10 protein-coding genes, 1 pseudogene and 2 riboswitches are annotated in these 13,998 nt (G+C 69.7%); of the genes and pseudogenes, 3 read left to right on the forward strand and 8 right to left on the reverse strand.

Annotated features, from left to right (window positions below):
* Window positions 1-258: pseudogene (locus tag DMB66_RS28550) on the forward strand (ABC transporter ATP-binding protein); the annotation flags it as partial.
* Window positions 259-276: 18 nt separating this feature from the next.
* On the opposite strand, the gene DMB66_RS28555 reads toward DMB66_RS28550, so the two are convergent.
* Window positions 277-1,362, reverse strand: a complete 1,086-nt coding sequence (locus DMB66_RS28555) for a hypothetical protein (protein WP_233624893.1) — start codon at window positions 1,360-1,362, stop codon at window positions 277-279.
* A 3-nt stretch (window positions 1,363-1,365) separates the two neighbouring features.
* A riboswitch (cyclic di-AMP (ydaO/yuaA leader) is annotated at window positions 1,366-1,514 on the reverse strand.
* Window positions 1,515-1,790: 276 nt separating this feature from the next.
* A riboswitch (cyclic di-AMP (ydaO/yuaA leader) is annotated at window positions 1,791-1,928 on the forward strand.
* A gap of 3 nt (window positions 1,929-1,931) precedes the next feature.
* Between DMB66_RS28555 and DMB66_RS28560 the strand changes: the two genes are divergently transcribed.
* Window positions 1,932-2,948, forward strand: coding sequence for a hypothetical protein (locus DMB66_RS28560; protein WP_125807213.1), 1,017 nt, complete (start codon window positions 1,932-1,934; stop codon window positions 2,946-2,948).
* A gap of 67 nt (window positions 2,949-3,015) precedes the next feature.
* Here DMB66_RS28560 and DMB66_RS28565 read toward each other — a convergent pair whose 3' ends face one another.
* The 7 genes from DMB66_RS28565 to DMB66_RS28595 form a co-directional block, all read right to left on the reverse strand.
* The gene (locus DMB66_RS28565) at window positions 3,016-5,382 is read right to left on the reverse strand and encodes a glycoside hydrolase family 65 protein (RefSeq protein ID WP_125807214.1); all 2,367 of its coding nucleotides are present in this window, start codon (window positions 5,380-5,382) and stop codon (window positions 3,016-3,018) included.
* Between the two features lie 40 nt (window positions 5,383-5,422).
* Window positions 5,423-6,160 carry a beta-phosphoglucomutase family hydrolase gene (locus DMB66_RS28570; RefSeq protein ID WP_125807215.1) on the reverse strand — a complete coding sequence of 246 codons (738 nt, stop codon included), beginning with the start codon at window positions 6,158-6,160 and terminating at the stop codon, window positions 5,423-5,425.
* A gap of 78 nt (window positions 6,161-6,238) precedes the next feature.
* Window positions 6,239-6,778, reverse strand: coding sequence for an ATP-binding protein (locus tag DMB66_RS28575; protein WP_125807216.1), 540 nt, complete (start codon window positions 6,776-6,778; stop codon window positions 6,239-6,241).
* Window positions 6,779-6,835: 57 nt separating this feature from the next.
* On the reverse strand, window positions 6,836-7,828 hold the full coding sequence (locus tag DMB66_RS28580; protein ID WP_233624894.1) for a hypothetical protein: 993 nt from the start codon (window positions 7,826-7,828) through the stop codon (window positions 6,836-6,838).
* A 63-nt stretch (window positions 7,829-7,891) separates the two neighbouring features.
* Window positions 7,892-9,190 carry an ABC transporter ATP-binding protein gene (locus DMB66_RS28585; protein WP_125807217.1) on the reverse strand — a complete coding sequence of 433 codons (1,299 nt, stop codon included), beginning with the start codon at window positions 9,188-9,190 and terminating at the stop codon, window positions 7,892-7,894.
* 214 nt (window positions 9,191-9,404) lie between these two features.
* Complete coding sequence (locus DMB66_RS28590) at window positions 9,405-11,576, reverse strand: bifunctional glycosyltransferase family 2 protein/CDP-glycerol:glycerophosphate glycerophosphotransferase (protein ID WP_125807218.1); 2,172 nt, start codon at window positions 11,574-11,576, stop codon at window positions 9,405-9,407.
* Window positions 11,576-13,579 (reverse strand): DUF5941 domain-containing protein, encoded by a 2,004-nt coding sequence (locus DMB66_RS28595; protein WP_125807219.1) that lies wholly within the window; start codon window positions 13,577-13,579, stop codon window positions 11,576-11,578. The genes DMB66_RS28590 and DMB66_RS28595 overlap by 1 nt, the downstream gene beginning before the upstream one ends.
* A gap of 221 nt (window positions 13,580-13,800) precedes the next feature.
* On the opposite strand from DMB66_RS28595, the gene DMB66_RS28600 reads away from it, so the two are divergent.
* A complete protein-coding gene (locus DMB66_RS28600) occupies window positions 13,801-13,983 on the forward strand; it encodes a PspC domain-containing protein (protein ID WP_125807220.1) in 183 nt (60 codons plus the stop codon).
* Window positions 13,984-13,998 lie beyond the last annotated feature (15 nt).

Genomic DNA, 13,998 nt, shown 5'->3' on the forward strand with positions numbered 1-13,998 from the left:
ATCGCGGCCGCCAAGCAGCACGACGTGCTGCTCATCGATGAGGCACTGGCCACCGGTGACGCCAAGTTCCGCCGGCGCAGCGAGCAGCGGGTGCGTGAACTGCGCGCGCAAGCCGGCACGGTCTTCCTGGTGAGCCACAGCGAGCAGTCGATCCGGGACACCTGCGAGCGGGCCATCTGGCTCGAGTCCGGCCTGATCCGCGCCGACGGACCCACCGACGACGTGCTGAAGGAGTACGAGGCCTACGTCAAGCGGTAGGCCCCGCACTCCCCTCGGTCAGCGCATCGACAGGTGCACGTGGTTGGTGTGATCGCTCGACGGGTCGCCGCCGGCGCCGGAATACGACTTCCAGCCGCTGCTGGGCAGCCAGATCCGCCGGAACCAGATGACGTAGAGCACACCGAGCCGGCTGGCGTTACTGATGAAATAGTTCGCCAGCCGGTTGCCGTAATCCTTGCTGCTCCCGGTCGCGTCGCCGCCGAAGCCGTTCTTGTCGGCGGCGAAGTCGCAGGCCCGGCCCTTCGGGTGCTCACCGCTGTTCTGCTCGCGGAAGCACGCGACGAAGCGGGTGAAACCATCCTTCTTCGCCTCCTGCATCGCGTGCAGGGTGCGCGGTGTGATGCAGCCCGAAGTGGTCGGGTCGTTGACGCTGCACGACTCGTCCGGCAGCGAGCCGTCCGAGTTGCGCCGGGCGGCCGAGGCCACTGAGCTGTTGCCGCCGCCGCCGCTGCTGGTAGTAGTTGATCCGCTGTCGCCGGACGAGTCGTTCGCCGCGCTGGCGGCGTTGGCCGCCTTGAGGGCGCTCTCCGCCTGGTTCTTGCGCTTGGCCATGACGTCGACCTGACGCTGCCCATCACGGACTGCGGTGTCGATCGCCACCTTCGCCTGCTGCTGCTGGGTCTTGACGCCCTTGAGATCGCGCACCGCGCGGTCCTGCTTGACGGCGATCATCTCCAGGGTCTGCGCCCGGTCCAGCATGCTGTCGGCGGAGTTGGCGGTGATCAGCGCCGCCATCGGCCCGAGCCGGCCGGTGCGGTACGTCTGCTGGACGATCTTGTCCAGCGCCGCCTGCTTGGGGCCGAGATCGGCGTCGATCTCCTTGAGCTTGGCGGTCAGCTGCTGCTGACGCTTTTTGGAACGCTCCAGGGCTTCCTTGGCCTCGACGAAGCCCTTGGACGCCTCTTCGAGCTGCTGGACCAGGGACTTCGAGCCGCCCTCGCCGTCGTCGCCCGAGTCGCCCGGCGCGGCGAGGGGGCGGGGGGCCGCGGAGGCGGAGGTGGGGGCGGCGAGCGCCAGCCCTGTGGTGGCGACGAGGACCGCGAGCACGGTCGCTAATCGCCGGCGGACGGGTTTGAACCTCACGAACATTCCTTCCGTCGGCCGCCGACCGGGTTAGCTGACGGGTTCGGGATGGAAGTGATCCCTACGGATCCGCGCGGGCACGCTGATCCGATTCACCCCATTACTCGGGTGGTTCCCCGGCTCGCCTTGCGGCGATTAGGCGGCGGTCTGCGCTGAGACCGTGACGAAGACTACCCATCAATGCTAGGAATCGACAGTCGTCGTACCCTATGCGACCGACTAAGCACTCGGGGTGAGCGACTACAGAGAGAGTGCAACGACTCACATTGATATGTCGTTACGGCCCATGACCTCGTCATTCCATCGAGTGGTAACGGAAAGTCGTTGTGCGGTAACGCTTTTACGCCCGCGGGAGGCCTGCCACCTGGGCCGTTGTCAGGTAAGCTGGCCGCCGGTTACTGCCACAGAGGTGCCGCCCCCAAGGCACCGGCAGCCCACCATCTAATCGTCGCAAGATGAGCCGGGGAACCACAGAGACACCGGGGTGAATCCACGAGTCAGTGGTAGGGATCGCTTCCGTCCCGAACCCGTCAGCTAACCCGGCCGGTGGTCACGCGGAAGGATTCTGAATGACGGCAAGACCCCGCCGGTGGCAGATTCTCGCCCTGGCACCGCTCGCCGCGGTCGCGATGATGTTCGCGCCCGCATCCCCGGCGAATGCCGCCCCGGACGACCCGGCGGCCACCGCCGACGACGGCGACGACAATCCGCTGTTGAACGACGTGCTCGACTCCACGGGCCGGCGTTACCTGACGGCGAAGGCGGCGGTCGCGAAGTCGACCAAGGCTCAGCTCGGCTACTCCCTGCGCGTCAAGGACGCCGAGGCGAAGCGCGACAAGCTGCTGCCCGAGGTGGGTGCGGTCGCCGCGCAGCAATACCGCACCGGCGGCATATCGACGATGGGCTTCCTGCTCAACACCGACGGCCCGGACGGCTTCCTCAAGAAGGCGGTCTCCCTTGAGGAGATCAACGCCCTCAACGACGGCAAGCTGCGCGAGCTCGACGAGGCCATCGACGCGGTGAGCAAGGCCAAGGCCCGCCTCGACCAAGAGGTCAAGACCCAGAAGCAGAACTTCGCGCTGATGGCAAAGCAGAAGGAATCGGCCGAGAAGGCCCTGGCCCAGGTCGGCGGCAAGACGGTGACCGGCGGCTTCGTGGTCGCCAAGTCCAAGGTCGCCGCGCCGGCGCCGCGCAACTCCGACGGCGAGTTCGGCCCGGAGTCCTGCAACGTCGACGACCCGACCACGGGTGGCTGCATCACGGCGCGCACCTCGCACATGTACAAGGAAGTGAAGAAGGCGGGGTTCAACCGATTCGTCGGTTGTCACCGCAACGGCGGCCCGTTCGAGCATCCCAAGGGCCGCGCCTGCGACTGGTCCCTGCAGAAGAGCGGATTCTCGCCCTGGCACAACCGGGACACCCGGGAGTACGGCAACAACCTGATGGCCTTCCTGGTGCGTAACGCCGACCGACTGGGCATCCTCTACGTGATCTGGAACAAGCAGATCTGGCAGCCCGCCAGCGGCTGGCACTCGTACAGCGGCCCCAGCGACCATACGGACCACGTACACGTCTCCATGCTTTAGCGCGACAGCGCGAAGAAGCCCCCGGTCCTCCTCGCGGAGGACCGGGGGCTTCTTTCTTTTTCGGTCTTCAGGCCCGGGTGGCCCGGCGGACCGGGGAGCGACCGGCCGGCTGGGTCGGCGCCGGGCCGGTCGGCGGCGCCGGCGGGATCGGCAGCACGACCGGCTTCACCTGGGTGATGGTGACCTCCTTGCCGTGGTGCAGCAGGTCGAGACGGGCCGAGCCGCCGCCGTTGCGCAGCGAGTAGGTGACCTCCTCCGCCGTCACCTCCACCCGCAGTCGCAGGCCACGCCAGAGCAGCGAGAACTCCAGACCGGTGATCCGGCTCGGCAGCCGGGGCGCGAAGGACAGCTGCCCGTTGAAGTCCCGCATCCCGCCCAGGCCCGCCACCAGGGCGATCCAGGAACCCGCCAGCGACGCCACGTGCACGCCGTCGCGGGCGTTCTGGTGCAGGTCGTGCAGGTCCATCAGGGCGGCCTCGCCCAGGTAGTCGTGGGCCAGCTCCACGAAGCCCACCTCGGCGGCCATCACGGCCTGCACACAGGCCGACAGCGACGAGTCCCGCACGGTACGGGCGTCGTAGTACGCGAAGTTGCGGGCCTTCTCCTCCGGCGTGAAGGCGTCACCGCGCACGTACATCGCCATGACCAGGTCGGCCTGCTTGACCACCTGCTTGCGGTACAGGTCGAAGTACGGGTAGTTCAGCAGCAGCGGGTAGGCCTCCGGCGGAGTGTTCTCGAAGTCCCACTCCTGCAGCCGGGTGAAGCCCTCCGACTGCTGGTGCACGGCCAGCTCGCGGTCGTACGGGATGTGCACCGACGCCGCCGCATCCCGCCAGGACGCCGACTCCTCGTCGTCCACGCCCAGCTTGCGGGCCAGTTCCGGATGGCGCTTGGCCGCGTCCGCCGCGGCGAGCATGTTCTGCTGCGCCATCAGGTTGGTGTAGACGTTGTCGTTGACCACGGCTGTGTATTCGTCCGGGCCCGTGACGCCGTCGATGTGGAAGCGGCCGTGCCGGTCGTGGTGCCCGAGCGAGCGCCACAGCCGGGCGGTCTCGATGAGCAGCTCCAGGCCGTACTCGCGCTCGAAGTCGTGGTCGCCGGTCGCCGAGACGTAGCGCCGCACGGCGTCGGCGATGTCGGCTCCGATGTGGAACCCGGCGGTGCCGGCGGGCCAGTACGCCGAGCACTCCTGCCCGCGGATGGTGCGCCACGGGAAGGCCGCGCCCTGCAGGCCGAGGGTCTGCGCGCGCTCCCGGGCGAGATCCAGAGTGGAGTGCCGCCAGCGCAGCACGTCCGCGGCCGCCGCCGGCTGGGTGTAGGTCAGGGCCGGCAGCACGAAGGTCTCCGCGTCCCAGAACGTGTGGCCGTCGTAGCCGGGGCCGGTGAGGCCCTTGGAGCCGATCGGCCGCTGCTCGGCGCGGGCACCGGCCTGCAGGGTGTGGAAGAGGCCGAAGCGGACGGCCTGCTGCACCTCGGGGTCACCCTCGACCTTGACGTCGGAGTGGTCCCAGAACGCGTCCAGGTATTCCCGCTGGGCCTCGACCAGGCCCTCCCAGCCGTCCAGCCGGGCGCTGGCGAGCGCGGCACCGACCTGGTCGCGCACCGCGGGCAGCGACCGGTTGCTCGACCAGCCGTACGCGGCGATCTTCACGACCCGGAGCTTCTGGCCCGGCTCGAGCTTGCAGGCGACGGTGGTGCGCAGCCAGTCCGGGTGGCCCTCGGTGGTGACGGCGTGCTTGCCCGGCGTCTCCACCAGGTGCTCCATCGCCGCGGCCATCCGCAGATCGCTGGCCTTGGTCCGGTGCACGAGCAGGCCGCCGGTGCGCTGCTCCAGCATCTCCTCGGCCTGCAGCGGGTGGTCCAGCACCGCCGCGACCCGCGGGTCCTTGCTGGTCGGCGGAAGCTGCTCGTTGGCCACCAGCTCGGACTGCAGGATCAGCCGGGCGGAGGCGTCGAGCGGCTCGACCTCGTAGAGGAAGGCGACGATCGCACGATGGGTGAAGGACACCATCCGGACCGTGCGGACGCGGATAGCCTGCCCGGAGGGCGAGACCCACTCCACGACCCGCTCCAGCGTGCCCGCGCGCAGGTCCAGGCTGCGCTCGTGGGAGCGCAGCTCGCCATACCGCACGTCGAACGGCTCGTCGTCGACGAGCAGGCGCATGAGCTTGGCGTTGGTGACGTTGACCATCGTCTGACCCGACTCGGGGAAGCCGTAACCCGCCTCGGCGTACGGCAGCGGGCGCAGCTCGTAGAACGAGTTGAGGTAGGTCCCAGGCAGGCCGTGCGGCTCGCCCTCGTCCAGGTTCCCCCGGAGGCCGATATGGCCGTTGGCCAGGGCGAAGACCGATTCGGACTGAGCCAGCAGGTCCAGGTCCAGCCGGGTCTCCCTGATGTGCCAGGGGTCGACGGGGTAGGCCCGTTCACGGATCACGGTGGTGCCTCTCGAACTGAAGAAAAGTCTGTAAGGGGGGTTACTTCAGGAGCTCGGCGAGGTCCTGCACGACGATGTCGGCGCCGTGCTCGCGGAGCGCGTCGGCCTGGCCGACCCGGTCCACGCCGACCACGATGCCGAAGCCGCCGGCCTTGCCGGCGGCCACGCCGGCCAGAGCGTCCTCGAACACCGCGCACTGCTCCGGGGTCACACCGAGCAGCTTCGCTCCGTAGAGGAAGGTGTCCGGCGCGGGCTTACCCGGCAGGTTTTCCGTGCGGGCGGTGACACCGTCCACGCGCACCTCGAGGAGGTCCGCGATGCCGGCCGCCCGCAGCACGTCCGCGCAGTTGGCGCTGGCCGACACGACCGCACGCCGCAGCCCGGCGTCCCGGACGGCGTGCAGGTAGTCGACCGAGCCAGGGTAGACCTGCACGGCGCCTTCCTGGATCTTCTGCAGGACGAGCTCGTTCTTGCGGTTACCGATGCCGTTGACGGTCTCCGCGTCGGGACTGTCGTCGGGCGCGCCTTCGGGCAGGGTGATGCCCCGCGAGGCGAGGAACGTCCGGACTCCGTCGGCGCGTGGCCGGCCGTCGACATACTGATGGTAGTCGGGGCCGGAATCGAACGGCACGAACGGCTGGCCCTCGTGCTGGGACCACGTCCGGAGGAACGCGTCGAAGGTCTGTTTCCACGCGGCGTTATGGACCAGGGCGGTCTGCGTGAGCACGCCGTCGAGGTCGAAGAGGCACGCCGTCACATGAGGAGGTAGTCCAAGCACTGGCCCAATGTAGTCGCCCCGGATGGCCGACACGCCTCAATGCGCACGATCACATTTCCACGGCGTTTCATTCCTGGTTCAGCTGGCCGTCGCACCATGGTTGACCAGGCCAGACGTGGTATCGCCGCTGGGTAGATTCAGACAGAGTCCGATAGTCGTCCCAATCGGGCCGGTGGCCATCGTCACCTCGTCGCACAGTTGGTGCGCCAGCCAGATGCCCCGGCCACCCACCTCGAACGCCGCCGGCGCCGCCGGCGGCCGGCGGAACTGCTCCGGGATGCCCGGCCCCGAGTCGGTCACCGTGCAGCACACCACCGCGCCGGTTTGGCACAGCACGATACGGCCCTGACCGCCGGCGTGCAGCACGGCGTTGGTGATCACTTCGTTGATCGCAAGCACGAAGCCCGCCAACCGGTCGCCCGGCAGAACGGCTTCCAGCCGCGCGGTGACCTCGTGGCGGACGACGGTGATCCCGTCGCGGCCGAACCGCCGGTCCAGCAGGATCGACCGACCTGAATCGGAGCACGAACGACCTGGATCGGAGTGCACGGGGGTGACGTCCGGCAACTCCCTGCCCGGAGCCGGACGCAGCACGTCGTGGTCGACAGTTTCCTCCACTGCCGAGCAGCCTACGCCGCGTACCGCCTCCGTGGCAGCAACGGAATCGGGATTCGGTCAGAACAGGTTCGACAGGGTCCGGAAGATCTCCGCGTAGAAGTTTCCGTCGATGTCTCGGTACAGGCTGAATTTCATCCCCGGGCTGCCGAAGAACGGCCGCAGGGTCCACGCCAGCTGCGTGCCGACGAAGCCGAAGAGCAGGATCCAGACGTAGAGCAGGGTCATGCTCGGCGGCGTGGGCTGGCTCTGCCGCGGCGGTAGCACCGGGCGCTGGTGCGGGTTCGCGATCGGGGTCAGCATGTAGCCCGGCGGCACCACGGGCGGCGTGTACGCGGGTGCGGGCGCGGGCGCGGGCGCGGTGATCGTCGCGGTGCCACCGCTGCCGTTGGCCGGCACGGCGTCGGGCGCGGCGGTGGATGCTGCGGTGGGCGCGGCGGTGGAAGCGAGCGCAGGAGTGGCCGGAGCCGCGGCCGGCGCTTGCTGCTGCACTGCCGGCTTCAACGGCGCCAGCAGGCCGTTCTCGTTCAGCACCCGCATGCCGCCGGTCAGGAAGCGCAGCCCGACCAGGGCCGAGAGCGCCAGGATGGCCACGTTCAGCAGTTTGAAGAACCCGTAGTCGGGTGCGGTGATGAGGAAGAACAGCGCGATCGGCGCGAACGCCATCGCCAGCATCGCGGTGACGGTCAGGGCCACCATGACCAGCGCCAGCGACTGCCGGATCGACAGCCGGGCGCCGAAGACCAGGTTGAACAGGTACAGGGTCGGCAGGCAGATGGCGAGCGTCACCAGAAAGAGCAGCGGCAGCTTCACCGCCGAGGTCAGCGCCATCTGCACGCCGTGGAACGAGCCGAGCACCGCGCCGTAGCAGGCCAGTGCCACCCCCGAGCTGAGCAGCATCTGAGACGTCAGGCGGGTGAGGGATCGGTCCTCTACCACCTGCTGCCAGATGCTCTGTCTGTCGCGCAGAATGCGTTCGATCACCAGAAGTCCGGATGCGTTGGCCACGTCCGTCCCCTCCTCCACCTCAACGACGTCGATACGCCATCGCACCGACGTAGGCGGGACGATATGCCATCCCGTCAACCTCGGCGAGAGGTCGATTCATCAGACTTTTCAGCGCCAACCGATATCGATGCGATCCCCGCGCTCGTCGAAGAAGTGCAGGGCGTCCATCCGTACGCTGATCGCCAGCGGATGCCCCGGCGAGACCGCCGGGTAGGGCGCCAGCCGGACGGCCAGCTCGGCGGGCCGCCGGTGATGCCGGCCGGGGTCGCTGAGCACGGACGTCTTCTCCGGGTCCTCGCGTTCCAGCACGGCCTTGTCCGGGCGCTTGGTGAGCCGCTGCAGCGCTCCCCCGATCCGGCGCAGCGCGCCGGTCTCGGTGTCGGTGTCGGTGACCGCCTTGCCCAGCTCGTCGACGACCACGGCGGTCGCCCCGATGTCGAGAAAGGCCAGCGACTCGTGACCGTGGTGTTCGAGGTAGCGGATGCGCCCCTGCAGCACGTCGCCCGGGGTGTCCGGGGCGACCGGGGTGAGCGCCTCCGCGCGCATGCCGACGACGATCCGCTCGCCGTGGTAGTGCGAGATGGCCCGCGCCCGGATGTCGTTCCAGGGCAGGTAGAGGGCCTGCTCTCCGAGGTTGAGCGCGATGTAGCGGTCCAGGTGCACATAGACGGACGCCTCTAGCAGGTTCATCCGTGGGGCGCCGAGGAAGGCCGCGACGTAGAGGGTGGCCGGGCGGCCGTACACCTCGGTCGGCGTGCCCAGGTCCTGCAGCACCCCCTTGCGCATGATCGCCACCCGGTCCGCCATGGTCAGCGCCTCGGCCTGGTCGTGGGTGACGTACATGGTGGTGACGCCGAGCTCTCGGGTGAGCCCGGTGATCTCGGCGCGCAGCTCCGCGCGCAGCCCGCTGTCCAGGTTGGACAGCGGCTCGTCCATCAGGAACAGGCCCGGCCGGCGCACTATCGCCCGGCCCATCGCGACCCGCTGGCGCTGACCGCCGGAGAGCTGGCCCGGCTTGCGGGCGAGCACGTCGCCGATGCCGAGCGCGCTGGCCACGTCGCCGATCCGCTCGCCGCGCGGCCCCGGCTCGACGCCGGAGAGCTTCAGCGGGAAGCCGATGTTGTCGCCGACGCTCATGTGCGGATAAAGCGCGAAGTCCTGAAAGACCATGGCGATGCGCCGGTCACGGGGAGCGAGATCCATGACCGGCTCGCCGTTGAGCAGAATGGCACCGGTCGAGGGGTCCTCCAGACCGGCAATCATCCGCAAAACGGTCGACTTGCCGCAGCCGGACGGCCCGAGCAGCACCATGAACTCGCCGTCCTCGACATCGAGGCTGACACGGTCGACAGCGACCGTACCGTCCGGCCAGATCTTGGTGACGTCCTTGAGCGCGACGGTGGACACCGTCAACCTCCTGCGGTTGAGCTGCGACGATGGCTTAGCGTGACCACACCCATCGATGCCTACCATCGGGTGAACGTGCCATTTGCCGACAGTTACCGGTTCGTCACCCATTTATGGACGTCGCAGAGCACCACTAAATGCACCGTCTGTGCAGGTGGCAGCGTGGTGCGGCGGCCACCGGAGGTCCCGGGCCCACCAGGAACGACAGGAAGATTTACTTACCGGTACTGCCCAGTAACACCCGGCGCACGACCCGCTCGGCCGCCCCGCCGTCGTCGAGATAGCAGAACCGCTCCCGGAACCGGGCCCGCTGCCCGGCCGCGGCGTCGCCGGAATAGGCGCCGGTCGAGAAGACGTCGACCAGCTCCGCGAAGGTCGTCGCCACCGCGCCCGGCGGCAGCTCCATCAGGTCGAAGTAGGCGCCGCGCAGCTCCCGGTAGGCCGCCCAGTCGGGCGCGAAGATCACCAAGGGCCGGTCCAGCACGGCATAGTCGAACATCGCCGACGAATAGTCGGTGATCATCGCGTCGGCGGCGAGATACAGGTCCTCGACGACCGGGTACGCCGACACGTTCATGATCCGTCCCCGCCGCGCCTCGGCCCGCTGCGCCGCGGTCACGTGGAAGTAATGCGCCCGGACGAGCAGAACGGAGTCCGGCCCCAGCCGGTCGGCGAACGCATCCAGATCCAGCACCTGCTGCTCCGGCCGCAGCCACTCCCGGTGCGTCGGCGTGTAGAGGACCACCCGCTCGGTGGGGGCGATGCCCAGCTTCGCGCGCACCGCGGCGACGTCCGCCGGGGTCGCGGCCGCCAGCCGGTCGTTGCGCGGGTAGCCGACCTCCAGCGTCTCGTACCGGCAGGGATACGCCCGCTCCCAGGCGACCGTCGTGTGCGCGTTCGCCGTGATGCTGAAGTCCCAGCGGTCCGCCCGGCGCATCTGCGCCCCGAAGTCCTGGTCCTTGGCCGCGGCCAGGTGATCCGCCTGGTCCATGCCCATCATCTTCAGCGGCGTGCCGTGGTGGGTCATCACGTGCGTGGTGCCCTTGCGCTTGACCACCCAGCCCGGCCAGTTGACGTTGTTGATCAGCCAGCGGGCCCGGGCCAGCGCCCGGTAGTACTGCCGGGAACCGGCCACCACGTAGTCGGTGCCCGGCGGCACGGACTGGACCCGGGACCGGCCGACCACCCACACGTTGCGCACGTCGGGTGCCAGCTCGGCGGCCTTGCCGGCGATCGCCGCCGGGTTGCAGCTCACCCCGCGATACCAGTACGCCGCGTACAGCGCAAGCTTGTCGTCGACCGGCCCGCGCAGCTGGAGGTGGTAATAGCCCCGGTACACGCCCTCACGCACCCGGTTGACGACCTTGCGAGCCCTGCGGACCGACACCCGCTTGAACCGTCGCGCCTTCTTGCCCACCCGGGTGGCCAGCTCCAGCGCCCGGAACAGCCGGAACGAGTTCCGCTCGATGAACTTGTACGACAGCGCGTCCTGAGCCGGCGGCTCGTAGCCGCCGGCCGGCCGGTACCGGCGGTAGTGCTCGACGATCCGCTCAAAGAAGCGGCGGCGGGAGCCCCGGGGCACCCGCTCGGCATTGTGCAGCACCGAGACGTAGTGCCAGAGCATCCGGCTGAAGAGCGGGGGTCGCAACAGCTCGGCCTGCGCCGAATAGGCGTCCACCATGGTGAACGCGTGCTCCCAGTGATCGAAGATCTCGAAGTGCCGGTCGCCGAGGGTCCGGGTGATCGCGCCGGTCCGCCGCTGCCGGTAGTGCACGCAGGCGCGCGGCAGCCCGCTGATCCGCTCCGCGGCCGCCAGCACCGGGAAGGTGAACGAGACGTCCTCGTACCAGCCCTGCTCGAAGCGAAAGTCGATCTTGGTCAGCAGCTCCCGGCGGACGACCTTGTTCCAGGCGACGTGCAGCACCTTGAGCACCCGCGGCCACTCGGCCAGCGTGAAGGTCTCCGGGGCCTCGGCGAGCACCCTTCCGGCCCCGGCGGTCACCACCCGGCCGTCGCCGTGCACCCGGTCGAAGCCCATGATCAGCACGTCGCAGGAGGTGTCGGCGAGCCGGTCGGCGACCGCGGTGAGCGCGCCCTGGGCCAGCCAGTCGTCACTGTCCACGAACCAGACGTACTCGCCGGTGGCGTGATCGAGGCCGAGATTGCGGGCCCGGCCGAGACCGACGTTCTCCGGCGAGGTGACCACCCGGACCCGGGGGTCACGCGCGGCATACTCGGCCAGGATGGCGCCGCTGTGGTCCGGCGAACAGTCGTCGACGGCGATGATCTCGAAGTCGGTGAAGGACTGCTCAAGCAGTGAGTCCAGGCACTGGCGCAGGTAACCCTGCACCTTGTACACGGGCAGCACCACGCTGAGCAGGGTCATCACGAACCTCCGGATCGCCAGTCGCTGACCGCCGCCGAGAGGAACGAGCCGCCGACGACAGCGGCGAGCACCAACTCCCCGACTGTGGCGACTCCGCCCAGTGCACCCAGCACCAGTATGACGACCCGGCCGTCCCAGCCGAGCCGTGCCCTCGCCGCGGTGGCGTCCGGCGCACCCTTCTCCATCCGGGCGGTCAGATCGTAGTGATCAAGTGCCAGCACGAACAACAGCAGGTAAACAACGGGTGGCGGCACGGCGCAGATCAGCCCGACCGCGACCACCATGAGGTATTCGGCCGCCCGCAGCCCGGCCGGGATCAGCCAGTCCAACGGGCCGGCGTGTCGCGTCCGGGCCGCGAGACCGGCGCCGAGCACCAGCAGCGCGGTCCCGACGAGCCAGACCGAGGCGTCGCCCGCCCGGATCAGCTCCACCCTGAGGTCGCCGGAAGCCCATCGGCCCCAGTCGGTGCCGCCCGGCACCCAGCCCGCCAGCAGGCCGATCACCAGCCCCAGCGCGGCCAGCGCCGCGACGGCGGTGCAGACCAGCGGGGCCTTGACCTTCGCGGCGCCTAGGACGCCACGGACCAGCAGGCCGTCGTCGCGATGCCGCGACGTGTCGACCGTGTCGAGCACGCCGACGCGCATCGAGATCGAGCGCAATGACCGCAGACCCAGCGTGTACGCGGCGGCGAGCAGGCCCCAGCCCACCACGGCGGCCAGCGCCACCCGCCCGTTGGTGAGGGCGGCGAGGACGGCGATCAGCGCCCACCGCTCGCCGATCGGGAAGACCACGATCCGCTTGAGCCAGTACGCGGCCGACCCGGTGTCCGCCTGGACCCGGTTCGAGGCCCGGCTCAGCCGCGCTCCCACGCCGCCGCCGGCATCGGTGTTGCCGGCGGTGCCGACGGACTGGCGGGCGGCGGCCTCGTCGTGCAGGGCGCCGTACCAGGTGTCGGTCATGTGCCGGACCGTCTGCAGCACGATGGCGGTGATCGCGAGCGGCCACGCGTAGGGCAACCCGGCCCGCTCCGCACCGGCGGCGAGACCGGCGTAGACCGCATATTCCTTGGCCCGGTCGGCCATCGTGTCCAGCCAGCCGCCGAACGCACCGAAGCGCCGGGTGTAGCGAGCCAGCTGACCGTCCACACAGTCCAGGACGAAACCGAGGAAGAGCAGGACGGCGCCGGCGATCAGCGCCGGCCTCGAGGCCTGCCAGAAGGCGAGCGCGGCGGCCCCGGCGAAGAGCACGGAGATGCCGGTGACCTCGCTCGGGGACAGGCCGAGCCGGGCGCAGAGCTTGGTCACGAGCGGAGACCAGGTGCTCACCGCGTACGTGGTGAAGAAGTCGTCCTTCTCCTTGACCGCCAGCCGCAGCAACGCGGCGTCCTCGTCGACCGCGGCGACCGCGGCCCGGGCGGCCTCCAGCTCCGCGGGGGTGTGCACCCGCTCGGCGTGCAGCAGGCGCACCCGGGTCGCGATGGGCACCAGCCCCGCCGCCAGCAACGCCCGCAGCAGCACGTCGATCGTGTCGCGCTGGGCAGTCGTGGTGGCCAGGCCCGTGGCACCGCCCGCCTCCGGCGAAACCTCGGCCGCCTGCGCGGCCGCCACCAGGATCGGCAGGTCGGCCGGGGCGATGCTGATCGCACCCAGGAAGCGCGTCGTCCCCTCGGTGGCCAGGACCAGGCGACCGCGCTCCTCGCGCAGGTCACCACCGGACTGCGCGACCACCAGGGCGGTGCTCCGGCCGGCCGGCTCGGTCGCCAGGGTACGCAACAGGCTCGGATGCCCGACCAGGTTGTCGGCGCAGAGCAGCAGCGGCTCGGCGGCCCCGGCCGCGAGCCGGGCGATCTCCCGCAGTTGACCCGCAACGTCAAGCCCGTCCACCGGGGCGACCGTGGTGGCCCCGGCCGCGGCCAGTGCCGCGGTCAGCTCGTCGGCTAGCCGACGGGCCGTGCCCGGGTCGAGATCGTTGCCGGTGCTCCCGCACAGCACGGCGAGCGTCACCGAGACATCCCTCCCACCTCAGACCGCCCATGCACACAGTGCTGGAGGGGGCGGAATCGTCCCGATGTTAACAGCGGCCCCCCGCCGGGTACGGGTAGCCCTTACGGGAACGTGAGGGGCCTTCTCCACCTCGGGACCGAGGGCGGAGCTGCCGCTGGTGCCTACCGTTGAACGTGGTTGCGGCGCTCGGCCGCGACCAGCACCGATGGGGAGTGAGTGACGTGACCCGCCGACTGGCCCGGCCCCGCGACGACCGATGGATCGCCGGCGTTTGTTCCGCCCTGGCACGCCGGTTCGGAATGTCCTCCGGAGTGATGCGGCTGATCTTCGTTGTGTCCTGCCTGCTGCCCGGCCCGCAGTTCCTGATCTACCTGATCCTCTGGGTCCTGCTGCCCAACGAGTGACCTGACGAAGCGGCG

The sequence above is a fragment of the Actinoplanes sp. ATCC 53533 genome, from assembly GCF_003947245.1.